Annotated in this window: 29 protein-coding genes; 17 read left to right on the top strand and 12 right to left on the bottom strand. The window is 38.9% G+C overall.

Going from position 1 to position 23431, the window contains the following annotated elements; translation table 11 throughout:
• The first annotated feature begins 52 nt into the window (after positions 1-52).
• Positions 53-2047: a transketolase gene (gene tkt / locus MKY80_RS05700; protein ID WP_089985406.1), complete on the top strand. Its 1995-nt coding sequence runs from the start codon at positions 53-55 to the stop codon at positions 2045-2047.
• A gap of 175 nt (positions 2048-2222) precedes the next feature.
• Here tkt and MKY80_RS05705 read toward each other — a convergent pair whose 3' ends face one another.
• From MKY80_RS05705 to MKY80_RS05725, 5 genes are all read right to left on the bottom strand, one after another.
• A complete protein-coding gene (locus MKY80_RS05705; RefSeq protein WP_008174684.1) occupies positions 2223-2855 on the bottom strand; it encodes a response regulator transcription factor in 633 nt (210 codons plus the stop codon).
• Complete coding sequence (locus MKY80_RS05710) at positions 2830-3870, bottom strand: sensor histidine kinase (protein WP_025114050.1); 1041 nt, start codon at positions 3868-3870, stop codon at positions 2830-2832. Before MKY80_RS05710 ends, MKY80_RS05705 begins: the two co-directional genes overlap by 26 nt.
• The gene (liaF, locus tag MKY80_RS05715; RefSeq protein ID WP_043989784.1) at positions 3867-4550 is read right to left on the bottom strand and encodes a cell wall-active antibiotics response protein LiaF; all 684 of its coding nucleotides are present in this window, start codon (positions 4548-4550) and stop codon (positions 3867-3869) included. The genes MKY80_RS05710 and liaF overlap by 4 nt, the downstream gene beginning before the upstream one ends.
• Positions 4551-4662: 112 nt before the next feature.
• Positions 4663-5301, bottom strand: a complete 639-nt coding sequence (locus MKY80_RS05720) for a PspA/IM30 family protein (protein WP_036124247.1) — start codon at positions 5299-5301, stop codon at positions 4663-4665.
• A gap of 15 nt (positions 5302-5316) precedes the next feature.
• Complete coding sequence (locus MKY80_RS05725; RefSeq protein WP_008174677.1) at positions 5317-5673, bottom strand: hypothetical protein; 357 nt, start codon at positions 5671-5673, stop codon at positions 5317-5319.
• A gap of 342 nt (positions 5674-6015) precedes the next feature.
• On the opposite strand from MKY80_RS05725, the gene sirA reads away from it, so the two are divergent.
• Both sirA and MKY80_RS05735 read left to right on the top strand, forming a co-directional pair.
• Positions 6016-6441: a sporulation inhibitor of replication protein SirA gene (gene sirA, locus MKY80_RS05730; protein WP_025114054.1), complete on the top strand. Its 426-nt coding sequence runs from the start codon at positions 6016-6018 to the stop codon at positions 6439-6441.
• Positions 6442-6542: 101 nt separating this feature from the next.
• Positions 6543-6761 (top strand): YneF family protein, encoded by a 219-nt coding sequence (locus MKY80_RS05735; RefSeq protein ID WP_004232154.1) that lies wholly within the window; start codon positions 6543-6545, stop codon positions 6759-6761.
• A 102-nt stretch (positions 6762-6863) separates the two neighbouring features.
• On the opposite strand, the gene MKY80_RS05740 is transcribed toward MKY80_RS05735, so the two are convergent.
• The 3 genes from MKY80_RS05740 to MKY80_RS05750 are packed head-to-tail and all read right to left on the bottom strand — an operon-like array spanning position 6864 to position 7544.
• Entirely contained in the window at positions 6864-7007 is a 144-nt protein-coding gene (locus MKY80_RS05740; protein ID WP_342532335.1) for a hypothetical protein, read from the bottom strand.
• Positions 7008-7029: 22 nt separating this feature from the next.
• Positions 7030-7236, bottom strand: a complete 207-nt coding sequence (locus MKY80_RS05745; protein ID WP_090001069.1) for a hypothetical protein — start codon at positions 7234-7236, stop codon at positions 7030-7032.
• Positions 7221-7544 carry a M20/M25/M40 family metallo-hydrolase gene (locus tag MKY80_RS05750; RefSeq protein ID WP_309545011.1) on the bottom strand — a complete coding sequence of 108 codons (324 nt, stop codon included), beginning with the start codon at positions 7542-7544 and terminating at the stop codon, positions 7221-7223. The genes MKY80_RS05745 and MKY80_RS05750 overlap by 16 nt, the downstream gene beginning before the upstream one ends.
• Positions 7545-7924: 380 nt before the next feature.
• Between MKY80_RS05750 and MKY80_RS05755 the strand changes: the two genes are divergently transcribed.
• The gene (locus MKY80_RS05755; RefSeq protein ID WP_008174660.1) at positions 7925-8395 is read left to right on the top strand and encodes an S-ribosylhomocysteine lyase; all 471 of its coding nucleotides are present in this window, start codon (positions 7925-7927) and stop codon (positions 8393-8395) included.
• A gap of 50 nt (positions 8396-8445) precedes the next feature.
• Here the strand turns inward: MKY80_RS05755 and MKY80_RS05760 are convergent, their stop codons facing one another.
• Positions 8446-9417, bottom strand: a complete 972-nt coding sequence (locus MKY80_RS05760) for an alpha/beta hydrolase (protein ID WP_036127701.1) — start codon at positions 9415-9417, stop codon at positions 8446-8448.
• A gap of 206 nt (positions 9418-9623) precedes the next feature.
• Between MKY80_RS05760 and MKY80_RS05765 the strand changes: the two genes are divergently transcribed.
• The 3 genes from MKY80_RS05765 (at position 9624) to MKY80_RS05775 (ending at position 11739) form a co-directional block, all read left to right on the top strand.
• Positions 9624-10808, top strand: a complete 1185-nt coding sequence (locus MKY80_RS05765) for an acetyl-CoA C-acetyltransferase (protein WP_342532336.1) — start codon at positions 9624-9626, stop codon at positions 10806-10808.
• A 22-nt stretch (positions 10809-10830) separates the two neighbouring features.
• Complete coding sequence (locus MKY80_RS05770; RefSeq protein WP_008174653.1) at positions 10831-11094, top strand: YqkE family protein; 264 nt, start codon at positions 10831-10833, stop codon at positions 11092-11094.
• A 156-nt stretch (positions 11095-11250) separates the two neighbouring features.
• Complete coding sequence (locus MKY80_RS05775) at positions 11251-11739, top strand: GNAT family N-acetyltransferase (RefSeq protein ID WP_342532337.1); 489 nt, start codon at positions 11251-11253, stop codon at positions 11737-11739.
• Positions 11740-11767: 28 nt separating this feature from the next.
• Here MKY80_RS05775 and MKY80_RS05780 read toward each other — a convergent pair.
• From MKY80_RS05780 to MKY80_RS05790, 3 genes are all read right to left on the bottom strand, one after another.
• Positions 11768-13098, bottom strand: a protein-coding gene (locus tag MKY80_RS05780) for an IS3-like element ISBsp3 family transposase (RefSeq protein ID WP_085961712.1) whose coding sequence is annotated in 2 segments (ribosomal slippage) — positions 11768-12720 and positions 12720-13098 — 1332 coding nt in all. Because the reading frame shifts where the segments join, the coding sequence is not laid out codon by codon here.
• A gap of 186 nt (positions 13099-13284) precedes the next feature.
• A complete protein-coding gene (locus MKY80_RS05785) occupies positions 13285-13764 on the bottom strand; it encodes a VanZ family protein (RefSeq protein ID WP_342532338.1) in 480 nt (159 codons plus the stop codon).
• The gene (locus MKY80_RS05790; RefSeq protein WP_090001075.1) at positions 13761-14660 is read right to left on the bottom strand and encodes an aldo/keto reductase; all 900 of its coding nucleotides are present in this window, start codon (positions 14658-14660) and stop codon (positions 13761-13763) included. Before MKY80_RS05790 ends, MKY80_RS05785 begins: the two co-directional genes overlap by 4 nt.
• 75 nt (positions 14661-14735) lie before the next feature.
• Between MKY80_RS05790 and MKY80_RS05795 the strand changes: the two genes are divergently transcribed.
• The 10 genes from MKY80_RS05795 (at position 14736) to MKY80_RS05840 (ending at position 23384) form a co-directional block, all read left to right on the top strand.
• Positions 14736-15287, top strand: coding sequence for an NUDIX hydrolase (locus tag MKY80_RS05795; protein WP_008174644.1), 552 nt, complete (start codon positions 14736-14738; stop codon positions 15285-15287).
• 58 nt (positions 15288-15345) lie between these two features.
• Positions 15346-15858, top strand: a complete 513-nt coding sequence (locus MKY80_RS05800) for a hypothetical protein (protein ID WP_025114062.1) — start codon at positions 15346-15348, stop codon at positions 15856-15858.
• Between the two features lie 121 nt (positions 15859-15979).
• A complete protein-coding gene (locus MKY80_RS05805) occupies positions 15980-16444 on the top strand; it encodes a Fur family transcriptional regulator (protein ID WP_008174639.1) in 465 nt (154 codons plus the stop codon).
• A gap of 172 nt (positions 16445-16616) precedes the next feature.
• Complete coding sequence (gene xerD / locus MKY80_RS05810; RefSeq protein ID WP_008174638.1) at positions 16617-17519, top strand: site-specific tyrosine recombinase XerD; 903 nt, start codon at positions 16617-16619, stop codon at positions 17517-17519.
• Positions 17520-17611: 92 nt separating this feature from the next.
• Positions 17612-18793 (top strand): phosphopentomutase, encoded by a 1182-nt coding sequence (deoB, locus tag MKY80_RS05815; protein ID WP_008174636.1) that lies wholly within the window; start codon positions 17612-17614, stop codon positions 18791-18793.
• 13 nt (positions 18794-18806) lie between these two features.
• Positions 18807-20057 carry a thymidine phosphorylase gene (locus MKY80_RS05820; RefSeq protein WP_008174633.1) on the top strand — a complete coding sequence of 417 codons (1251 nt, stop codon included), beginning with the start codon at positions 18807-18809 and terminating at the stop codon, positions 20055-20057.
• Positions 20058-20331: 274 nt separating this feature from the next.
• A complete protein-coding gene (gene spoIIAA, locus MKY80_RS05825; RefSeq protein WP_025114066.1) occupies positions 20332-20685 on the top strand; it encodes an anti-sigma F factor antagonist in 354 nt (117 codons plus the stop codon).
• Entirely contained in the window at positions 20678-21118 is a 441-nt protein-coding gene (spoIIAB, locus tag MKY80_RS05830) for an anti-sigma F factor (protein WP_008174630.1), read from the top strand. The genes spoIIAA and spoIIAB overlap by 8 nt, the downstream gene beginning before the upstream one ends.
• Positions 21119-21128: 10 nt before the next feature.
• On the top strand, positions 21129-21920 hold the full coding sequence (gene sigF / locus MKY80_RS05835; protein ID WP_008174628.1) for an RNA polymerase sporulation sigma factor SigF: 792 nt from the start codon (positions 21129-21131) through the stop codon (positions 21918-21920).
• Positions 21921-21935: 15 nt separating this feature from the next.
• The gene (locus tag MKY80_RS05840) at positions 21936-23384 is read left to right on the top strand and encodes a spore germination protein (RefSeq protein ID WP_036124270.1); all 1449 of its coding nucleotides are present in this window, start codon (positions 21936-21938) and stop codon (positions 23382-23384) included.
• Positions 23385-23431: the final 47 nt, after the last annotated feature.

Consider the following 23431-nt stretch of genomic DNA (forward strand, 5'->3'; position numbering starts at 1 on the left):
TGACTAAACTGTAGAAGAACAATTATAGGACGAGAAAGGATGTCACAATATAATGACTCAACATGCGGATTTATTAGCAATTAATGCTATCCGAACTTTGTCAATCGATGCTATTGAAAAAGCAAATTCTGGTCACCCAGGTTTACCAATGGGGGCAGCGCCAATGGCTTATACGCTTTGGACAAAACAATTACGCCATAATCCAGCGAACCCAAAATGGTATAATCGCGATCGTTTTGTATTATCAGCTGGTCATGGTTCCATGCTTCTATACAGCCTACTTCATCTAGGCGGCTATGGTTTACCAATGGAGGAAATTCAGAGCTTCCGCCAATGGGATTCATTAACACCAGGACATCCTGAATATGGTCATACAGTAGGTGTGGAAGCGACAACTGGTCCTCTAGGACAAGGTATTGCCATGACTGTAGGTATGGCAATGGCTGAGCGTCATTTAGCAGCTACTTACAATAAACCAGGTCATGACATCGTTGACCACTATACATTTGCATTATGTGGTGATGGTGACTTAATGGAAGGCGTTGCAGCAGAGGCTATTTCATTAGCTGGTCACTTAAAACTTGAAAAATTAATCGTGCTTTACGATTCTAATGATATTTCTTTAGATGGTGACTTAGAAAAGTCATTCTCAGAAAACGTACAAAAACGTTTTGAATCTTATGGTTGGAATTATTTAAAAGTTGCAGATGGCACAGATGTTGATGCGATTAATGCAACTATTGAAGAAGCTAAAAAATCAACTGGCAAACCAACATTGATTGAAGTGAAAACAGTGATTGGTTTCGGTTCTCCAAATAAATCGGGTAAAGCAGATTCTCATGGTGCTCCACTTGGTACAGATGAAGTGGTATTAACAAAAGCTGCTTATGAGTGGGCACACGAGCCTTTCCAAATCCCTGCTGAAGTATATGATACGTTTAATGCTGCAGCTGAAGTGCAAGGAGCACAGTCTGAAGAAGCTTGGAATGCGAAATTTACTGCTTATAAACAAGAATTCCCAGAGTTAGCAGCTCAATTTGAACATGCTATGAATGGTGAATTACCAGCAGACTTCGCTTCTGAATTACCAGTGTATGAAGCTGGTAAATCTGTAGCAACACGTTCTTCTTCTGGTGATGCGATTAATGCTATCGCTAAGAAAACACCATCATTCTTTGGTGGCTCTGCTGACCTTGCAGGCTCTAATAAAACAACGATGAAGGGTGCAGGCGATTTTTCTGCAGACGATTATGCTGGTCGCAACATCTGGTTTGGTGTTCGTGAATTTGCAATGGGCGCTGCTTTAAACGGTATGGCACTTCACGGTGGTTTAAATGTATTTGGTGGTACATTCTTCGTGTTCTCAGATTATGTTCGTCCGGCAGTTCGCCTTTCAGCATTAATGGGTCTTCCTGTAACGTATGTATTTACACATGACTCGATTGCTGTAGGAGAAGATGGTCCAACACATGAACCAATCGAACACCTTGCATCATTACGTGCAATGCCTAATTTATCTGTTGTTCGTCCTGCGGATGCCAATGAATCAGCTGTTGCATGGGAGCTTGCCGTTGCATCAGAAAATACGCCAACAGTATTAGTATTGTCTCGTCAAAACTTACCTGTACTTAACGCTTCTATTGAAACAGTACGTGAAGGTGTGACGAAGGGTGCTTACACAGTATCTCCTGCTACTAAAGAAGTAGCGGATGCGATTTTAATTGCAACAGGCTCAGAGGTTTCACTTGCTGTTGAGGCACAAAAAGCATTAAAAGCTGAAGGCATGGATGTAGCTGTCGTTTCAATGCCATCTATGGACCGCTTTGAAAAACAAGATGCTGCTTACAAAGAATCTGTTTTACCAAAAGCTGTCACTAAACGTCTTGCGATAGAAATGGGTGCATCATTCGGCTGGCATAAATATACCGGCTTTGAAGGTGATGTGCTTGCAATCGATAAATTTGGCGCATCAGCTCCAGGGGAAATTGTAATGGAAAAATACGGATTCACTGTAGAGAATGTAGTTGCAAAAGTAAAAGCACTATAAGATTTTTAATAAAATACCACAACACTCAGCGTACGTATGAATTCGCAGGGTGTTGCGGTATTTTTTTTACTATTGGCTGTCGTATCACTAAAGGAATACATCCGGTGGCAAGGGTCTTCTAAAATATGTCTAATTAAAAAAACTGCATATGGTTATGCAGTTTTTTATGTAGAAATTATTTCGCAAGCCCATTCTGAAAGGCATAGACAACGGCTTGTGTGCGATCTTGAACCTCAAGCTTTGCTAGAATATTGCTTACATGTGTTTTGACAGTTTTTAAAGCAATATATAGCTCGTCAGCAATTTCCTGATTGGCTTTGCCTTGTGCCATCAGCAATAAAACTTCCATTTCACGGTCAGTAAGATGGTCGTAAAGGGGTGTATTATTGCCGTGGCGCATACGGTGCATCATTTTAGATGTAACTTCTGGTTCTAATACCGTTTCGCCACCCATTGTTTTACGAATGGCTTCCGCAATTTGTTTTGCATTAGATGTTTTTAATATATAACTCACTGCTCCTGCCTCTAAAGCAGGGTAGACTTTGTCATCATCTAAAAAGCTAGTCACCATCATGATTTTTGCCTCTGGCCAGGCGGCTAAAATTTCTGCTGTTGCCTCAGCACCAGTCATAATGGGCATAACATTATCCATTAAAATAATATCAGGCTTTAGGGCAAGGGCACGCTCAACTGCTTCTTGCCCGTTTTCAGCCTCTCCCACAACTGTAATATCTGGCTGTGCGGATAAGTACGCCGAAACGCCGATACGCACCATTTCATGATCATCCACTATGAGCACTTGTATCATTGTCATTGACCTCCTCTTTATGTAGTGGAATTTTAACTTCGACAATCGTTCCTTCTTCAGGGACTGACACAATTTTATATGTGCAGCCAATTTCAACAGCTCGTTCGGCAATATTTTGCAAGCCGTAAGAAGTGGATTTATCTGCCTCTACATCAAAGCCTAAACCATTATCTTGAATGCGTAAAATGGCTAAGTCATCTCGTGCAACAAGCAACAATTCAACCTCACTGGCTTTGGCATGTCGAAGTGTATTAGAGAGGGCTTCCTGGGCAATGCGGAATAGGTGATCTTCTTCTGCTTTCGTTAATGCCATTTCTTCTAGCTCATATTCAATATGGAAGTAAACCTTTTGCTGAAGCTCAATAATTAATTCCTCTAAGCCTTGCGCAAGTGTTTTATTGCGAAGTGCAACAGGTCGTAAGTGTAATAATAATGCACGCATTTCGAGCTGTGCTTGCTGAACTATTTTTTCCACTTGCTTTAAGCTAGTCGCATTTTCGTCATTTTCCGTTAATGCAGAAAGCAACATGGAGGCCGCAAATAATTGCTGCGACACAGAATCATGTAATTCTCTAGCCAGACGTTGACGTTCAGCAATGATGCGTTCCTGTATAATTTTGTCATGAGCTTCTGCACGTTCATTGGATAAGCGCTGTAGACTTTTACGCTGTGTATCTATTAATTCACTTGTTTGCACAAGTGCTTTTTTTAATGGTTTCGGAAGGGCTTGCTTTTTAGAAAGCACAAAATCAGGTTCGATTAACTGCTTTACAATTTTCGTTGCTTGAGCCTCTCGGGCACGAGCAGTCATACTAATCCAACTGGCAAAGAGGAAGCTAAGAGCAAATAAGCTGACTACAATAATTCCCCCAAGAGGAAAATTATCATAATTTTGTCGCCATAAAGGTTCCCAAGTTTTCTCATCAGGATTTCCCCATACTGCAACAAGCAATCCGAATGTAGCGCTCATTAAAATGAATAATAAGGTAAATAATCTTGAGATAAAGGCAATCATTTACGCAGCACCTCCAAATCTCCAAGCCATGTTGCAACATGAATAATTAAAATGCGTTTTGCATCCTCAGGATTTCCATCAGAAAAGCTAACACTTTCATTTAAAATACGTTGTGGACCCACATGTAAGCAAGTAAGCTCACCAAATAGGGTTGTATAGTGTATACGAAAAGGTATTTCATAGGGGATATAGATTTGAACTTTACCGATACCTTGACGAATTGTAATTAGACTTGTGCCAGCAGGCAAAATCGTTTGCGTCGTATCAACTGTAATATCTCCTGCTAAACGTTGAATTTGCACATCTTGCCATTTGTATGCTTCAGTTGGTGCTGGTATGGTGCCAATTAAGTCATTTTTCGAGGTAGATAGTTTTTCAAAAAGCTCAGCACCAACTATTTTTGGTTCATTTTCTCGTTGTAAGTATTGATAAAGCATATATAAGAGCATAATTACAATGAATAGACGGAGGCTCCACATTGTGAATAATGCAATCGCAATGAAGAATATGCCGGTCCATTTAAAAAAGCGGACTTTTTTAGAAAAGCTTAAATAAAGCAGTACGGCCCCAATCAATAAACAAAAGGCGCCACCATTATTAAAAATAGTAAGCTCCACAAAAACGAGTAAAAAGAAGCATAGTACCCAAAATGTGAGCTTATTTGTAGTGAAATTTTGCAAGAGGGTCACCCTTCTTTCTACTAATAGTATAAAAGAGGGAATGGGACCCTCTGTTTTAAAACGTGAAAGAATGCGCCGGTTAGAGTTGGCGCATTGCTTCCATTATAACATGTTATTTATTTTCAATTAGCAGTGGAGAGCTTTCCTCTGAAGCTTTTTTTTCTAATTGTGCCAATCTTGCTTCAAATGTTGTAACTTCATGATCTTTGTCAATTTGATAAGCCAATTTATCAATATAAGCTTCCAAATCTTCAAAATTTGTTTTATTATTTTTGGCAATCATACCATCCATTTGATGATGGGCACGAGTGACGTTTTCTTTGCCCATTAACTGTAATTGACGAACTTTCATGTCTTTAATTTTATGTTTCATTGTTTCAAATTTACGCTCTAACTCGAAATATTCACGTGTACTTGCTTCGATACTCGCCTGTAACGTATGATTACGGGCAGTGTAAGCTGTCACTTCATCTGTTGCAAAATCAATTAAATCTTGCTCGCCACTAGTTTGTGCTAATGTCAGTTGAGATTCACGCTTAGCAAGTAAATCTGCATTTTGTTGATATTCTTGCTCAAGCTTTTCTTTTAATTGTCCTTGACGTTCTAATAATTTACCTGTTTCTTCCGTTTGTTTTTCAGCTTCACGGATGTACTGATTTAACATAGCAATTGGATTTTTTTGTTCCTTCTTATCAAATAACTGATGTAAGTCTGCCTCTACTGTATATCTAAAACGTTGAAATAAATTCATATTCATTCTCTCCTTTTATTTTGTTAAATTTGACCATTCTTTTTCGAAGTTTGTAAATGGATCTTCTTCTTTTTTATTTTCAATTGTTGGGATTTTTACATCTTCGCCATTCCATTTTTTATAAATGACATAGACAATTGCGATTGCTGCAAGACCAATCATTGCAGGAATGTTCGATACTGCTGATAGGATACCGATTAGACCAACCGCGAACCAAAAGATTTTACCAAAATTAGACTTGCTCGCCATGTAAAAATGCATCCCTAGTGCTACAAATAATCCGGAGAATAGTAAGCCTGCCAATGGTCCGATTAAGGCTAGTGCAACACATGCTGCGATAACCCCTCCAGTTAATAAAAGAAATTTTCTCATTTGTTTTAGCTCCTTTCGTTTGTACCTTTATGTTACCTATTTACAAGATTGTCTAAAACGGACTCGAAATTGATTTTCTACTAGGTCTTGAGGCTGAGAACTATCTAGGCTGCAACAAAAGTGGGTTTTTGGCGTACACAATGAGTGTATCTTGCTTGTTTTCATTGAAAAATAGCAGTTCATTTTAAGAGCTAATTATCATCTGCCATAAAGTAATTTTTAGATCCTAAACTAGAAGCTTTTCGACAAAAATAGAAGATGAAACCTTCCTCCGTTTGACAAATTAACAAGATGGGATGAGCTATACTTATGGAAAATAAACTGAGCGAAGGAGGATTTCTGGTGAGAACCTATTCCATATATAAGATAAAAGAAGAGCATTTAACGTTTATTTTTGGCAGAGAGCGAAAGTTGTTAGAGATGATGCAAGGCTGTGAAGACGCCAATGAGAAATCCTTAAAAGAGCTTGCGTATATATGTGAATCCGTTCGTTTTGATGAAATAGCAGCAATGTTGGAGCATCAACTTGATTCCAAATATGCACATTTAGAAAGAGCTCGTAATGCTTTGTTTTTAGAACATCCGATAAAAGGCAAAATGGCTATTTATTTAGTCGATCGTAAGATTTGTGTTTATTGTGAAGGTTCACGAATGCTAGATTTAGATTTATTTCAAATGCTTGCCAAGATGAGTGAACGATTCATTGCTTTCAATAAACAAGATAATGAATGTGGGTGGTTGAAACCTATGAAGTATACAATGCACTAGGAAATTTCACTACAATATATAGTAACATGCTATCATTTGGTGTATAATGGAGCGTGGAGAGTTTTTTCTCGGTATATTGTAGTGGAGGAGGTTGGTTGTATATGCCTACATGGGGCTGGATTATTATCGTAATTATCGCATTAGCAGCGGGAGCGGCACTTGGTTTCTATTTCGCTCGTCAAGCTATGATGAAATATTTAAAAGAAAACCCACCTATTAATGAGCAAATGATTCGTATGATGATGGCACAAATGGGTCGTACGCCGTCTGAAAAGCAAGTACGTCAAATGATGGCACAAATGAATAAATTCCAAAAATAATTGGAATTTTTAAGGAGCAGCTGGTTAAGGTAACTGGTTGCTTTTTTCATGGACTCATAATAAAAGGGGATGTCTCAAAATCGTTGAGACATCCCCTTGTTTTTAGTGATGAGAAGCGTTCAGCCAGTTAATTGCACTATGTACAACAACTGCTACACCTAACGGTAGAACACCCTCATCTAAAATAATACTTGGATTATGAAGTGGATAGTTTTGATTTCCTAAACCGTTTGATCCAGCCCACATAAACATCGTTGGTACACGCTGGCTAATATGTACCAGCTAAAGGTTCTTCGTCTATCTGTAAGTTTTCCTCACTGACTATTTCTTTGACAACATCGGGGTTGAAGGAGCTTAATGTTGCCTCGATAACAGCTGTATCGGGAATAATATTGGCAACTGTTCCGCCGCCCATTTTCCCAATAATGAGTATGGCTCTTTCTTTTGGGTCGACTTCTTTTAAGGATCCACACATTTCTGTAGCTCTGAGCTATGGCCACCCTTACCTTGTATTTTCAAAAAGAAGCCATCAAGTGAAGAAGCGGCTACACCTGGCTTGTAGCCAAATTTTCCAACTTCTAAATCAGGACTCACATGGAGAGCAAAGGCTGCATCTACTTTTGGGTTTTCGAGTAATCCATCTTCAATCATGTCCTTTGCGCCTAGTCCAATTTCTTCTGCTGGCTGAAACATGATTTTTACTATACCGTTAATGTCATTTTCTTTTGCCTTTAGAAGCTTGACTGCACCCAGCATAAATGTTGTATGGATGTCATGTCGGATTCGGACCTTTGAGTAGCCCTACCTAAAAAGGATTCACCCCTTGGATTTTCTAATGATCCGTAAATATTTGGTTCCCCCGTCTCAACTGGTTTCAGCGATTTAGAAATTTGAAACTGACTATGATATTACAAGCCGTCTATACGGAAGTAAATCCTGAAAAATTCTTTAATAAAAGGCTGTAAAAAATTTTTTACAACGCAATTTCTTATGTTGGTAAGATGTGTAGCAGTCTTTTAGAAACAAGAATGAAAAATTTTTTAACTCTATTCGTTTGAAATATTCTATGAAAACATAAAAAAACTAGCAATTTAAAATATTCCCACTAATTTTGGGAAAACTAGCTATAATAAATAGTATTCATAGAAAAGGAGCTGTTAAATATGGAACGCGAAAAGACAAATGTAGAAAGCTTTGATCTAGATCATACAAAAGTAAAAGCCCCGTATGTTCGGTTAGCGGGAGTTAAAGCAGGGAAAAACGGCGATGAAGTGTACAAATATGATATTCGCTTGAAGCAACCTAATAAAGAGCATATGGAAATGCCGGCTTTGCATTCCTTAGAGCATTTATCTGCGGATATCATTCGTAATTATTCTGACCATATCGTTGATTTCAGTCCAATGGGTTGCCAGACAGGCTTCTATGTATCCCTTATTAATCATCAAGATTATGAGGACCTATTAACTATTTTAGAAAAGACATTTACTGACGTGACAAAGGCGACAGCAGTGCCTGCATGTAATGAGGTACAATGTGGCTGGGCTGCGAGTCATAGCTTAGAAGGAGCACAAGCATTAGCGAAGGAATTTTTAGCGAAACGAGAAGAATGGCATATCGTTTTTGAAGAATAAATATGGAAAAAAACCTTGCGGGAATAATATAAGCAAGGTTTTTATTTGCGTTAAAAATGGAATGGAATGACATTGGAGGAGGAGGAATCACGATTTATTTTTTGGTAAATAAAACTTTCTAAAAAATCATGAATTAAATCTTCGTATTCATCCATATTTTCATTAAAGGATTGAGCATGTGCCCCAGTATCAAAAAGCTTTAATTTTTTAGGACCTACTTTTTTATTGTAAAGATCTAGTGACATGGACGCTGGAATAAATGAATCAGGGATACTATGGATAAAAAGTACAGGTTTTTCAATATGGGTCACTGCTTCGGCGGGGGTCACACTTTTGAAGGAGTAGCCGTCCCGGAGGCGGACAAAGAAATCGGCAAAACGGATGGGAATAATAGAGCCATATTTAAATTCAGTTTTGGCAATTTGCTTGAGCAACATGGAAAAATCGGAGAATGCACAATCAGATATATAAAAATCAGCACCATCTTCAACCGTACCTGCATAAAGTAACATTGTTGCTGCACCCATTGATTCTCCATGAATACCTAGTATTGCATCTTCACCAATCATGGCTTTCACTGTATTGACTACAGCATCAAGATCATTTTTTTCATAGTGGCCATAGCTAGTTGTTTTGCCACCAGATTCGCCATGACGGCGATGGTCAAAGATGACCGAATTATAGCCAAGCCTTTCAAATAACCGAGCGTATTTAACGGAATTTATTTTATTTTCGGTAACACCGTGACATATGATGATCGTGTTATTGGTTTGCAACGGCTGAAGCATAATTCCTCGAATCGTATAACCATTAGGAGAATCAATATTTAATTCGCATTTCAAGTTTTTATTGTACCAAGCCTCATCAAAGCGTTTGGCTGTCGTTTCTCGTTCACGAACAAATTCAGGATCTTTTTGTTGAATATACATTAATTTATTGGAAAGCGCGAAGCCGAACAGACCAGTAGCTGCTGCGGCAAGCGTTGTTGTAATACCAGAGAATAAAAGCATCTTTTTTTTCATCATAAAACACCTCCACATGCTGTTTCTTATTTGTAATGTTCCCAACTGAGATTGTTTAAAACACGTCAACATTTTACAATAACTTTGGCAAAACTGCGATTATTTCTATTATCGAAAATCGTCAAAATATTTGTTAAAATATACATATCTGCTAGTAGCATATGCAGCAGTGTTGATTTTTGAACGGGGAAAAGGGGAGAATGGACATGATAAATGAGGTAGTAATCGTGAGTGCTGTACGAACAGCTATAGGCTCATTTCAGGGGACATTAAAAGACGTACCAGCTGTAACTTTAGGTAGCATTGTTATTAAGGACGCTTTAGCGCGTGCAGGAGTAGCAGGGGAACAAGTCGATGAGGTCATTATGGGGAATGTGTTATCGGCTGGTCTTGGACAAAATCCAGCTCGTCAGGCAGCGATAAAGGCTGGTTTACCACATGAGGTATCAGCATTAACAATTAATAAAGTATGTGGATCAGGTTTAAAAGCTGTGCATTTAGCAACGCAAGCTATTTTAGCAGGTGATGCTGATATTATCGTGGCTGGTGGCTTTGAAAATATGAGCCAGGCACCTTATGTTTTAAAAAATGCGCGTGAAGGCTTCCGAATGGGCGATCAAAAGGTGGTGGATACTATGATCCATGATGGTCTATGGTGTGCTTTTAATGATTATCATATGGGAATTACAGCTGAAAATTTATGTGATAAGTATGAAATTTCAAGAGAAGAGCAGGATGCTTTTGCAGCTCGTTCTCAGCAACGCGCAGAGGCAGCAATTGCAGCAGGCAAATTTGAAAATGAAATCGTCGCTGTTGAGATTCCACAGCGTAAGGGAGAGCCTATTGTATTCGCCAAGGATGAATTTCCACGTGCAGGTGTAACAGAGGAATCTCTAGGTAAGCTACGTCCCGCATTTAAAAAAGATGGCTCCGTAACAGCGGCGAATGCTTCAGGCATTAACGATGGGGCAGCGGCAGTTGTTGTGATGTCGAAGAAAAAGGCACAAGAGCTTGGTATTCAACCAATGGCAATTATTTCAGCCAATGCAAGCGTAGGAGTAGATCCTGCAATTATGGGAACTGGTCCAGTTAAAGCAGTCCAAAAAGCACTGGCAAAGGCAGCAGCAACAATAGATGAAATAGATGTAATTGAAGCAAATGAAGCATTTGCAGCACAATCGATTGCTGTTGATCGTGAATTACGCTTTAATCATGATAAACTAAATGTCAACGGGGGCGCGATTGCTCTTGGTCATCCGATCGGTGCAAGTGGTGCTCGTATTTTGGTCACACTCTTACATGAGATGGAAAAGCGTGATGCGAAAATGGGTTTAGCCACATTATGTATCGGTGGTGGTCAAGGTGTAGCCACAGTAGTAAAGCGTCCTTGATGTCAATAAGAAGGTGAATGAAATGGGAAAGAAACGAAAACAACAACAGACAAGCAATAGCATGACAGCAAGCTTGCCAAAGCAGGAGGCAGTCACATTAGCAGACCAACTAGGTGGCGATGTGTTAGCTAAATTAAAAGCGGCAAAGCAAGATTTAACCGTGAAAGAACAGGCGGCAGAAGAAGAGCGCCAAGCAAAACTAGCTTTTGAACGTAAGCAACGAGAAAAAAATAAATCGTTTGAAGAATTATTAAACGAGTATGGCGATAAAGGCACGAAATATTAATAAGGAAACAGTGAATTCGCGCATGTGGGTTCACTGTTTTTGGATAACAGAAAAAGCCGATAATATATAAGTAACAATTCATGATGTGGGAGACGCTGCCAATAACATATACCTTATTATAGTTTAGTAAGTAGATTAAATTATGATAGGAGAACAATGATGTTTGAATTATATTCTAAAAGATTAAGATTAATTCCTTTAAATGCTAAGTATTTACAATTGCTAATTGAGCATGAGAATGATTTAGCAATTGAATTCTCTTTACATAAGCTAGAGGGAATTATTGATGATGAGCTAAAACAGGCATTGGACTATAGACGCTCCAAAGTTTTGGAAGATGAAGAAAATTATATTTGGCATACGAATTGGTTGATTGTATGTAAAGAACAGAATTGTGCTATTGGGGGCATTTTGCTAAAAGGGATGCCAAATGAGAGGCAGGAAGTGGTGATTGGTTATTATACCTTTCCTAGTTTTCAAGGACGTGGTTATATGACAGAAACCATTATAACAATGATAAACTGGCTACATCATCAACCAAATGTTCAGTCTATTATTGCAGATACAGAAAAAGATAATTTCGCTTCCCATCGAGTTTTAGAAAAAGCAGGGGCTACCTTATATGAACTAAACCCTATAAAGTAGACAGTTTAATAAAAGACCATTTGCTACATTAAACAGCGATTAAATGACTTCGGTATGCTGCCGGAGTCATTTTTTTTAACGTCCATTGCTTTCTTGTATTGTTGTAGTGCTCCATATAATCATCTATCATATATTTTAATTCTGATAAGCTTCCAGCTTCTTTATATTCTATTTCATCTTTAAAATGCCCAAAGAATGACTCCATTGGCGAATTATCTAGGCAGTTTCCTCGGCGAGACATTGACTGAAGTAATCCCATTTCTTTGACGCATTTTTGAAATGCTGGGTGTGTATAATGGAAACCTTGATCTGAATGAATCATCGCTTCAGGATGTAAATTGTCATTGATATGCTCTTCTAATTTTTTTAGCGTACGATAAACAAACTCCATGCGTAAATTTGTCGATACCTCATATGCAACGATTTCTCGTGTTGCAACATCCTTTATACACGATAGATACGCTGTTTGTCCGCCACGATATTGTAAATACGTAATATCTGTTAAAAACACTTTGCCTGGCTCTGTTTGATGAAAATTACGATTTAGATGATTAGGTACTTGACGATGGATTTCTGTAGCTTTGGCAAGATTTCGATAAGGGTTTGCACGTCTTACTTTCGAATATAGATTGAATTTACGCATTAATCGTAGAATTTTTTTATGATTCATCGGGATTTCAAGTAGTTCTTCTAGTGCCATGTAAAGACCCCGATAACCAACTTTTCCTTTTGACGCATCATAAATCGTTTTTAGTAGGACGTAGTCCTGAAAATCTGCTTCTTCTCGCATCGCTTGTTTCTCACTATTTTGGAGCCATTTATAATAACCACTGGGGCTTACATTTGCCAAATCACATAAATAACGTGTCATATTTTTCAACTGATACAGCCGAACGGTATCATTAATTGCTTGATACTTTTCCCTTGGTATTAAAATAGCCGTTTCTTTGCCTGCCTTTCCATCTCGTCTAGCTTTTTTAACAGTGTTAATTCAGCTTCAAGTAAACGAATACGTGCCTCTGCTTTTTCTAATTTCTTTTCAGCTGACATGTGTTCTTTTTTTGGTCGACCAGAACCTCCTTTTCCGCGTCTTTCCTCTGAAAATGCTTGTTCTCCATGAGTTTTAAAAGATGCTCTCCAGCGTTTAATCGATGACCTTGCTTTTTCCACACCAATCACTTCTAAATCAAACCCGTTTTCTTTAAAGATTTGTACAGGTCCCTTACCAGCTAGATTTTCTTTGACCGCAAAGATTTTATATTCCGCTGTATATTGAATAGAACGATCTGATACAGATGCTACAAATCGATTCGCTTCTATTTGTCGTATCTGATGTTCGTTAAAAATGATTTTACTCATGCTAATTTCTCCCGTTCTTAATTTCGTATATTTAGTATAACGAGATTTTTTTGTGAAATGAACAAAAAACCCCGAATAGGGTCACTTTTTAAAGTGTCCACTATTCGGGGTTCAGTTCAATATAAAGAAACTGAGTCTCTTTATTATTGGAGATTCCTATAAGGATTATATAGGTAAGACAAAAGGCTAAACTAGTGCCTTTTGTCTTTTATTTTTCAACAATTTCCTGAAGACCACAACGACACCAACAAAAATAATGGCTCCAGCTGTATCAACAAGTACATCTTGGCCGCTCATTGTGCGACCTGGTGTAAAGCTTTGACGAAATTCATCAAGCATAGCAATAAAAGCCGTTCCAGTAATAGCAATAGTTGCTGCAAAACGGTGTCTTCCCCATGCAAAGTACAAACCAAGCGCAATGCATCCAAAACCGATAAAATGTGTTAGTTTACGAATTAAAAATTCAACAAATGGAAAATAACCACGTTCTTCAACTGATACGACTGTGTCCCAATAAGGGATCTTTAAAACGGATAGTTGTTTTTCAAAAGGTTTATTAGCTAATAAATCTTTAAGCTCTGGTAAAATACTTTGTTGTTCGTAAGTCATGCTCGAGGAAATGATAAGCACAACTAGACAGATGATGAAGATTAACCACTTTTTCATCGATGTTCTACATATTGCTCATTTTTTGTTAACGTATTTGCTGCTTCAAAATTGGTTATAGCAGCCATATTTTCATAGGCAGAGAGGGTCTGTGCTAGTTGCTCCTGTGAACTTGCTCCAATTACTGTAGAAGCGATTGCAGACTCTTTTAAATTAAAGGCTAGTGCCAATGCATGTAAATCATTATACTGTGAAGCTAAGTTTGTTAACGTTGTTGTTAACTCTTCTGAAGAATAGTTGTTAAAACCGTTTACTCGTTGAAGGCGTTGCTGCCAGCTATTTGTTAATAAGCCCTTTGCCACTGTGCCACGAGTTACAACAGAAGCACCTTCGTTCGCAATGAGCTCCAACCACTCTTCGGGGCGGCGATCTAATGCACTATATTGCATCATGACACTTTTAGCAGAGCTTGCAGGTAAAAAACGTTGTAAAACATTTGGACGAATGGAGGAAATGCCATATTCACGGATAAGTCCTTCTTTTTTCAAGCCCTCAAAAGTGTCGATAATACCATCCCAGTCATCTTCGATTGTACCACCGTGTAACTGATAAACATCGATGTAGTCCGTCCCTAACCGTTTCAAACTAGCATGAATAGCTTGTTTTATATAAGATGGCGAAGCATCCCATTGCCAGCCTTCTACACCTTCAGTCCAACGATTACCTACCTTTGTGGCAAGGATAATCTCTTGACGACGCTTTCCTAATGCCGCGCCAATGATCTCCTCATTAGCCCCTAAATCATATAAATCGGCAGTATCCATATAATTTATGCCCGCATCTAATGCCATATCGACAATAGTAGCTGCTTGCTCTTTATCTGTCGAAAGTGACATGCCTCCTAAACTAATTTCAGAAATGAATAATTCACTAGTGCCAAGCTTCCTCTTTTTCATGAAACGACCTCCTTCGACTTCTTTACTTGTAATGGTACAATGAACATATCTGAAGGACAAGCGAGGTTATCGTCTATGAAAAAGTTTGAGGAAAAAACGACAAAAACGACACCAATCTATGACGGAAAAATTGTAAAACTACAAGTTGATGATGTCATGTTGCCAGATGGTCAGGTTGCAAAGCGCGAAATTATTAAACATCCTGGAGCGGTTGCGGTTATTGCCGTGACAGATGAGGGTAAATTAGTGTTAGTGGAGCAATATCGTAAGGCACTTGAACGTTCTATTGTTGAAATTCCAGCAGGGAAACTTGAACCTGGTGAAGAACCAGCAATGACAGCTCGCCGTGAATTAGAGGAAGAGACAGGCTACGGCGCGCATAGCCTTACATATTTACAAACATTTGCAACGTCGCCGGGATTTGCAGACGAGGTCATTCATCTATATGTAGCGAAGGATTTGTATAACATCGACAATAAAGCAGCATTAGATGAGGATGAGTTTGTCGAACTTTTAGAAGTTTCGTTGGAAGTAGCACAATCAATGGTCGCAGATCAACGTATATTTGATGCTAAAACTGCATTTGCTGTACTTTGGCTTGCTGCCCATTTAGAAAATAATCTTTAGCATAATAGAGACGGACGAGCATAAGCTGTACAAACCTTGATAGAAAAGGAGCATGTTTATGTCTCGTACGGTGTCTATATTTTATCACGCTTCCATCATTGCCGTTAGCTTTGTTTGTGGCGTTATTTTCTTTCATATTTTTGGTGGACCGAAAGCGGAACCGTTTATTTTATTTATAGAACCTCGTTTAGCCGATGGGGACAGGCATTCGATTTTTCGTTTAGTGCTTCCTGTCGCCATTTCCATAGGTCTTGTATTATTACTAGCAACTCACAGTGTTTTAAAAGTTTTAGTACGTGTAACTGTAGCCATGCGTGCCACTTTTTTTGGCTTTAGTTCTGTTTTTTTATTACAAAAACTTGAAGCTTTTTGGCTTTATACGATTTGGTGGTTTCCATTTCAGCTTATCTATTGTATATTGTTGCTAGTCCTATGCAATTTACTTGTACCTGCTTGGTCAAAGCGAAAAATCGGGAAACAAGTATCTGGTCGGACAATTTTGTTGAATTTTATCGCATTTTTCATCATAATAGTTGCTGAGTTTATTGTTGTTTCTTATGTGTTAAAATGATGGGTTTAATAGACAGACATTGTGATCAGATAAAAAAGTAGAACATGTTAGAAATCTATTCACTATCTTGTAATAGGATTTACTCCTTTGGTATAATGGAAAGAGTTTAGGGGGGCGTCACATGGAGAGCCGAATTGATCGTATAAAAAAACAGTTGCATAGTGCTAGTTACAAGCTGACGCCGCAGCGAGAAGCAACAGTTGCTGTCTTGCTTGAGCACGAAGAAGACCACCTAAGTGCTGAGGATGTATATCTTTTAGTAAAAGAAAAAGCACCAGAGATCGGTCTAGCTACTGTTTATAGAACGTTAGAATTATTAACTGAGCTCAAAATTGTCGACAAAATCAACTTTGGCGATGGCGTGTCGCGCTATGACCTACGCCAAGAGGGAGCTGCCCATTTCCACCATCATCTAGTTTGTATTGAATGTGGAGCTGTTGATGAAATTCAAGAAGATTTACTTGAAGATGTGGAAGCCGTTGTTGAAAAGCGTTGGAACTTTATCATAAAGGATCACCGACTAACTTTCCACGGCATATGCTGGCGCTGTCATGATAAAAACGACGAATCGAATGAAGAAAATTAACGAAAAGCTGTCTGTTTTAATCTCTGTTATAGATTAAATCGGGCAGTTTTTTGTTTTTTTATGAAATAATAAATCCTTATTACCGTTAGTTTATGTCGAATAGAGGAGGCTTTAGCACATTTCTAATAGCCATGCTAAAATAGAAAATAATTGACAGTAAGGGGGCGTTGTGATGAATGAATTTCAATATGCAGTAGAGGATTATATCCATTTTATCCAAGTGGAACGGCAGTTATCTGTTAATACATTAGCATCCTATCGCCGAGATTTAGAAAGCTATGTGAATTTTTTGCAAAATGCAGAAGGTATGGCTGATTTTAATCGTGTAGAAAGAACGACCATACTACGACATTTAGAGCAACTACGTGCACAAGGGAAGACAAGCCGTACGATTGCTCGCCATATTTCATCTATTCGTAGTTTCCACCAATTTTTACTCCGAGAAAAGCGTGCTGAATCAGATCCAACAGTACACTTAGAAATGCCGACAATTGAGCAAAAATTACCGAATATTTTATCTATAGAAGAAATTGAAGCCTTATTGACGGCGCCGAATCGAAGTAAGCCACAAGGTATCCGTGATTTAGCGATGCTTGAATTATTATATGGCTCAGGTATGCGAATCAGTGAGCTTATTGCTTTAGATTTAGCTGATATTCATTTAACAATGGGCTTTGTTCGGGTGTTTGGGAAGGGTGGAAAAGAAAGAATCATTCCTCTTGGCAAAAGCGCCTTATCAGCCATAAGCACCTATTTAAACAATGCTCGTGGTCAATTACAGGGAAAATATCCAAAAACTGATGCGTTTTTTATTAATCAAAGAGGGAAACGTTTAACAAGACAAGGTTGTTGGAAATTAATGAAGGAGCATGCTTTAAAAGCTGGCATCCAACATGAGTTAACACCACATACATTGCGTCACTCTTTTGCTACTCATTTAGTCGAAAATGGGGCTGATTTACGCGCCGTACAAGAGATGCTAGGTCATGCAGATATTTCAACAACGCAAATATATACACATATTAGCAAAACAAGATTATCGGAAGTATATAAGCAATTTCATCCCCGTGCTTAAAAATTTCAGAAAATTTTTTTCGGTCGGATGTCTGACCTTTATTTTTCGCATTTTTTTGGTAAAATAGAGTCATGAGATTGGAGGCAATAATAATGAATAAACCGTTTAACAAAATCCATGTAGTTGTGATGGACTCTGTAGGAATTGGTGAAGCGCCAGATGCTGCAAATTTTGGCGATGTAGGATCACATACATTAGGACATATCGCTGAAAAAATGAATGGGCTTACAATGCCAGTAATGGAGTCAATGGGTTTGGCAAATATCGAGCCGCTGCAAGGTATGCAAGCGACAAATGAGCCGAAAGCATACTATGGAAAAATGCAAGAAGCTTCTGTCGGAAAAGATACGATGACAGGACATTGGGAAATTATGGGTTTGAATATTGATAAGCCTTTTAAAGTATATCCGGATGGATTTCCTGCAGAGTTGATTGCTGAGCTAGAAAAACGTACGGGTCGTAAAGTACTTTGCAATCAACCTGCAAGTGGTACGCAGGTTATAGAAGACTTCGGTAAAGAGCATATGGAAACTGGAGCAATTATTGTCTATACATCAGCTGATCCAGTTTTACAAATTGCTGCTCACGAGGAAATCATACCATTAGATGAATTATATAAAATCTGTGAAATTGCACGTGAATTAACATTACAGCCTGAATATTTAGTGGGTCGCGTAATCGCACGTCCATTTATAGGTACTCCAGGGGACTTCTCGCGTACTTCAAATCGACATGACTATGCACTAAAGCCATTCGGTCGTACAACGATGAATGTTTTGAAAGACGCAGGCTTAGATGTAATTGCAATTGGTAAAATCTCTGATATTTTCAACGGTGAAGGTGTTACAGATGCTGTACGTACTAAAAATAATACGGATGGAATGGACAAATTTGCTGAAGTTGTCCGCCGTGATTTCCATGGAATGAGCTTCTTAAACTTAGTAGACTTTGATGCTAATTTTGGACATCGCCGTGATCCACTAGGCTACGGACAAGCTCTACAAGAATTCGATGCACGACTACCAGAAATTACAAGTGCAATGTCAGAGGATGATTTATTAATTATTACAGCAGACCACGGGAATGACCCAACCTTCCATGGCACAGATCATACACGTGAATATGTACCGTTAATTGTCTATTCTCCACGTTTTAATGGTGGAGCTGAATTAGAGCTTCGTGAAACTTTTGCTGATATTGCAGCTACAGTGGCTGAGAACTTCCAAGTAGAGGCCCCAGCATTCGGCAAAAGTTTCTTACAAGAATTGAAATAAGGGGGATTTTAGAATGAATATGGTGCAATTGTTTGAAAAGAAAAAACAAGGATTAGAGCTCTCACAAGCTGACATTCAGTATTTTGTAGATGGCTATACGACAGGTTCGATTCCTGATTATCAAGCAAGCTCACTGTTAATGGCGATTCGACTTTTAGGAATGTCTGATGATGAAACGTTTTATTTAACAAAAGCAATGATTGAATCAGGAGATGTTATTGATTTAACGTCTATTGATGGTTTTAAAATTGATAAACACTCAACAGGTGGCGTTGGAGATAAAGTAACACTTGTGGTCACACCTATTATTGCATCTCTAGGAATTCCAGTAGCCAAGTTTAGTGGTAAAGGTCTAGGTATTACAGGTGGTACAATCGATAAATTAGAGTCAATCCAAGGCTTCAAAACAGAGCTTTCCTCACAGGAATTCATTGACAATGTCAATAGACATAAAATTGCAGTTGCTGGGCAAACAGGCAATCTTGTACCAGCTGACAAAAAGTTGTATGCATTAAGAGACGTGACAGGAACGGTCGATTCGATTCCATTAATTGCTGCATCCATTATGAGTAAAAAAATCGCTAGTGGTGCGGATGGTATTGTGCTAGATGTTAAATGTGGATCAGGAGCGTTTATGAAAACGCAAGAAGAAGCTCAGCGATTAGCTGATACAATGACAGCTATTGGGGAAAAACTTGGGCGCAGAGTTGTTGCTCATATTAGTGATATGGATAATCCACTAGGTAAAATGATTGGCAATAAACTTGAGGTATTGGAAGCCTATGCATTATTAAGCGGTCGTATGGAAGAAACACATGAGGATTTACTAGATGAATGTGTAGTCATTGCTTCTTTAATGTATCAAGTTGCCGCAGGTGTTGATGAAACGGAAGCAACAGCCGCTGTTAAGCGCGTACTGGCAGATGGTTCTGCCGCTGCTAAATTTGAGGAGTTTATTGTTGCTCAAGGTGGGGACGTATCAGATATCGTACAAAATGAAACAGCCCATAAAGTTTCAGTAACGGCAGTGACAGAGGGTACTGTGGAAACAATTAATGCCCTTTTAGTTGGTGAAGCTAGTGTTAGTCTAGGTGCTGGACGTTTAACGAAGGAATCTGCGCTGGATTACGATGCAGGCATTCAGCTGATTGCTAAAAAAGGCGATCGTGTAAAAAATGGGGATATTATTGCTTATTTATATTCCAATAACCAAATCGATCAAGATACGATTCATAAAATACAGCAAGCTTATACAATTGCATAACATTTTATTTGCGAGAGCTCTCACATACGAGGGTTCTCGCTTTTTTTATCGTTCCAACATTAAACCTATGAAATGTTTACATTTTCGTAGAAATTTCATATTGAGATAACAGCAGCTTGTTTAAAACACGTTCACTTATCCCATACTGCACTTAAACCTAAAAAGCTATAAGTATGTCGATTTGACACTATTTCAGAAGACTTTGCACTAGTTCTGTCAGCCGCAAGGAATCAGCGTATTAAATGTGGAATTGCACGAGGAGGAGGCGATGTTCATGCATTTTCAATTAGAAATGGTCACAAGAGAGACAGTCGTTATACGTTTATTTGGGGAGCTCGATCATCATGCAGTAGAGCAAATTCGAGCGAAAATTTCTGCAGCAATTTTCCAAGGCACTGTGACGACCATCATATGGAACTTAGAAGGGCTATCTTTTATGGATAGTTCGGGAGTAGGCTTAGTGCTTGGTCGTATGCGTGAGTTAGAGGCAGTTGCTGGGCGAACTATTTTATTGAATCCATCGCCAACCATGCGGAAAGTTTTTCAATTTTCAGGTTTAGGGCCTTGGATGATGGATGCAACAGAGGAACAAGCGATTGATCGCGTAAGGGGGATTGTAAATGGATAACGAAATGACATTAACTTTTTTAGCACTTAGTGAAAATGAAGCCTTAGCCCGTGTAGCAGTCACTGGCTTTATTGCTCAATTAGACCCAACTATTGATGAGCTATCTGAATTTAAAACAGTCGTCTCAGAAGCAGTTTCCAATGCCATTATTCATGGCTATGAAGAGGATGGCAGAGGTGTTGTTACTGTTCATGCTAAACGTGAAGATGACATTGTAACGGTGTCTGTGATGGATAAAGGAGTAGGCATTGAAGACGTGAGTCAAGCAATGGAGCCGTTATTTACTACAAAAAGTGTAATGGAGCGCTCAGGTATGGGCTTTACGATTATGGACAGTTTTTCTGATCAGCTAACAGTTATGTCCAAGTGGCGTGAAGGCACAACTGTAACATTTACGAAGAAATTTTACACAGTTCGCACAGCGGTAATGTGAGGGTATCATCGTGAAGCCGTTAGAACAGTCGTCCGAAAAGCTTTTGTCTCAGGAGGAAATGCGTGATTTAATAGCACGCGCACAGAAGGGCGATCATGAGGCTCGTAAACGAATGGTAGAAGGCAATACGAGGCTTGTGTGGTCCATTGTTCAACGTTTTACAACGAGAGGTGTTGAGCTCGAGGATTTATTCCAGATAGGCTGCATAGGACTCATGAAATCAGTAGATAAGTTTGATTTATCGTATGATGTTAAATTTTCAACCTATGCAGTACCTATGATTATTGGTGAGATTCAACGCTTTTTAAGGGATGATGGCATGGTGAAGGTGAGTCGCTCTATCCGGGAGCTGAACTTTAAAATCCGACATGCTACAGACGAATTTATTAAAAAGAATGAACATCCGCCAACGATACAGGAGCTGGCACAAGTACTTGGTGTGACAACCGAGGAAATCGTGACAGCATCGGATGCATTAAGAGATCCAGCATCTCTACATGAGCAATTGTATGAAAGTGAAGGAGATTCCATCACATTGATGGATCAAATGAAGGATGAAAAATCTGAGCAGCCATTTGATTATATCCCCCTTAAAGAAGTGCTTACAAGGCTTGAACCGAGAGAACAGTCTATCATTTATTTACGCTATTTTTCAGATTGTACGCAAACTGAAATTGCAAATAGGTTAGGCATATCACAGGTGCAAGTATCTCGTTTGGAGAAAAAAATTCTTGCTCAATTAAAAAGTTGGATGGCTACAAGCGCAACTGTAGAGCAAGAAGCAATAAAAAAAGACATCTAAGAAAATGGTGACAGCATGACAAATAAATTATTTAGCAACTTAGAAGCAGCCGAAGATTTTCTTAAGGAGCAATTTGGTGACGGCGAATCATTTGACGTTGGAATTAAGCATTTATTTGTCAAAGATTTGCCGGTTCTTTGTGCCTATATTAGTGGACTTGTGGATGGAGAAGCCCTAACACAATTACTTTCAAGTATGCTCCCAGATGAGGACTATGAAATTGATGTGGAGGATGAGAAGGAGTATTTCGAGTCCTATTTTAACTTTCACGGACGTTCAGAGGAAACTGAGCGTAAAGCTTATTTATTAGCCATTTTAAGCGGGCAAGTGACCTTTATTACTAAAAGTGGCTATTGCTACGTTGCCGAGCTCAGAAACTATCCAGGACGTTCCCCTGAGGAGCCCGACAATGAAAAGGTTATACGTGGCTCAAGGGATGGTTTTACAGAAGGAATATCTCAAAATACAGCTTTAATTCGTAGGCGGATTCGCAATAGTAATTTACGTTTCGAGCTACATAAAATATCCAAAATCGGCCAAACCGACGTCGCCATAGCGTATATGAAGGATGTTGCCAATGAAGATATGCTCGAAAAATTACGACAGCGCCTTGACCAAATTAACCATGATGGTTTGACAATGGCTGATAAATCATTAGAAGAATGGCTGTTTAAGCAAAAATTCCATCCAGTTCCGTTTGTCCGTTACACGGAAAGGCCAGATATTGCTGCGGCGCATTTACTGGAAGGGCATATCGCCATAATGGTAGATACTTCACCGTCTGTTATTCTTGTGCCAATTACGATTTTCCATTTACTACAGCATGCGGAGGAATATAGACAGGCGCCACTAGTTGGTACATTTGTACGTTTTATGCGGTATTTCGGCGCCATTATGGGTTTACTTTTATTACCTTTGTGGTATGTATTTGCAACAAATGAATCATTGCTTCCTGATGCTCTTTCTTTTTTAGGGACGCAGGAGAAATCGCATGTACCCTTATTATTGCAAATACTTATTGCAGATATTGGTATTGAATTTTTGAGGATGGCCGCCATTCATACTCCAACACCACTGTCTACAGCGATGGGCTTGGTTGCGGGGGTAATTATTGGTCAAATTGCGATCGATGTGGGACTGTTCTCAGCAGAGGTTGTCCTCTATACGGCTGTTGCAGCTATTCTCATCTTTATTATTCCGTCCTATGAGCTAAGTATCTCCATAAAAATATTTAGGTTATTCTTATTGCTTATGGTAGGTATTTGGGGAGTTAATGGTTTATTCATTGGCATATTCTTAGTGTTTACGTATTTATGTTCATTACGACCAATGCAGGCACCCTATTTTTGGCCGCTTGTTCCATTCTTCCCAATGGCGATGCTACGTGTCCTAATTCGTTTCCCAATGACGGCAGATGCATTAAGACCTTATGTAGTCGCTTCCAAACAGCGAAAAAGATCATAGGAGCCGTTGCACTCGTTTTTTTCATGTGATAAAGTTCACATATAGTA

The organism is Lysinibacillus sp. FSL R5-0849 (assembly GCF_038595075.1).
Taxonomy (GTDB): domain Bacteria; phylum Bacillota; class Bacilli; order Bacillales_A; family Planococcaceae; genus Lysinibacillus; species Lysinibacillus fusiformis.

Excerpts from the sequence above, each read along its gene's own strand:
- tkt (WP_089985406.1), top strand. The coding sequence starts at position 53 with ATGACTCAACATGCGGATTTATTAGCAATTAATGCTATCCGAACTTTG.
- MKY80_RS05705 (WP_008174684.1), bottom strand. The coding sequence starts at position 2,855 with ATGATACAAGTGCTCATAGTGGATGATCATGAAATGGTGCGTATCGGC.
- MKY80_RS05710 (WP_025114050.1), bottom strand. The coding sequence starts at position 3,870 with ATGATTGCCTTTATCTCAAGATTATTTACCTTATTATTCATTTTAATG.
- MKY80_RS05720 (WP_036124247.1), bottom strand. The coding sequence starts at position 5,301 with ATGAATTTATTTCAACGTTTTAGATATACAGTAGAGGCAGACTTACAT.
- MKY80_RS05725 (WP_008174677.1), bottom strand. The coding sequence starts at position 5,673 with ATGAGAAAATTTCTTTTATTAACTGGAGGGGTTATCGCAGCATGTGTT.
- MKY80_RS05735 (WP_004232154.1), top strand. The coding sequence starts at position 6,543 with ATGCCTACATGGGGCTGGATTATTATCGTAATTATCGCATTAGCAGCG.
- MKY80_RS05740 (WP_342532335.1), bottom strand. The coding sequence starts at position 7,007 with ATGTGGGCTGGATCAAACGGTTTAGGAAATCAAAACTATCCACTTCAT.
- MKY80_RS05745 (WP_090001069.1), bottom strand. The coding sequence starts at position 7,236 with ATGTGTGGATCCTTAAAAGAAGTCGACCCAAAAGAAAGAGCCATACTC.
- MKY80_RS05755 (WP_008174660.1), top strand. The coding sequence starts at position 7,925 with ATGGAACGCGAAAAGACAAATGTAGAAAGCTTTGATCTAGATCATACA.
- MKY80_RS05760 (WP_036127701.1), bottom strand. The coding sequence starts at position 9,417 with ATGAAAAAAAAGATGCTTTTATTCTCTGGTATTACAACAACGCTTGCC.
- MKY80_RS05765 (WP_342532336.1), top strand. The coding sequence starts at position 9,624 with ATGATAAATGAGGTAGTAATCGTGAGTGCTGTACGAACAGCTATAGGC.
- MKY80_RS05770 (WP_008174653.1), top strand. The coding sequence starts at position 10,831 with ATGGGAAAGAAACGAAAACAACAACAGACAAGCAATAGCATGACAGCA.
- MKY80_RS05775 (WP_342532337.1), top strand. The coding sequence starts at position 11,251 with ATGATGTTTGAATTATATTCTAAAAGATTAAGATTAATTCCTTTAAAT.
- MKY80_RS05785 (WP_342532338.1), bottom strand. The coding sequence starts at position 13,764 with ATGAAAAAGTGGTTAATCTTCATCATCTGTCTAGTTGTGCTTATCATT.
- MKY80_RS05790 (WP_090001075.1), bottom strand. The coding sequence starts at position 14,660 with ATGAAAAAGAGGAAGCTTGGCACTAGTGAATTATTCATTTCTGAAATT.
- MKY80_RS05795 (WP_008174644.1), top strand. The coding sequence starts at position 14,736 with ATGAAAAAGTTTGAGGAAAAAACGACAAAAACGACACCAATCTATGAC.
- MKY80_RS05800 (WP_025114062.1), top strand. The coding sequence starts at position 15,346 with ATGTCTCGTACGGTGTCTATATTTTATCACGCTTCCATCATTGCCGTT.
- MKY80_RS05805 (WP_008174639.1), top strand. The coding sequence starts at position 15,980 with ATGGAGAGCCGAATTGATCGTATAAAAAAACAGTTGCATAGTGCTAGT.
- xerD (WP_008174638.1), top strand. The coding sequence starts at position 16,617 with ATGAATGAATTTCAATATGCAGTAGAGGATTATATCCATTTTATCCAA.
- deoB (WP_008174636.1), top strand. The coding sequence starts at position 17,612 with ATGAATAAACCGTTTAACAAAATCCATGTAGTTGTGATGGACTCTGTA.
- MKY80_RS05820 (WP_008174633.1), top strand. The coding sequence starts at position 18,807 with ATGAATATGGTGCAATTGTTTGAAAAGAAAAAACAAGGATTAGAGCTC.
- spoIIAA (WP_025114066.1), top strand. The coding sequence starts at position 20,332 with ATGCATTTTCAATTAGAAATGGTCACAAGAGAGACAGTCGTTATACGT.
- spoIIAB (WP_008174630.1), top strand. The coding sequence starts at position 20,678 with ATGGATAACGAAATGACATTAACTTTTTTAGCACTTAGTGAAAATGAA.
- MKY80_RS05840 (WP_036124270.1), top strand. The coding sequence starts at position 21,936 with ATGACAAATAAATTATTTAGCAACTTAGAAGCAGCCGAAGATTTTCTT.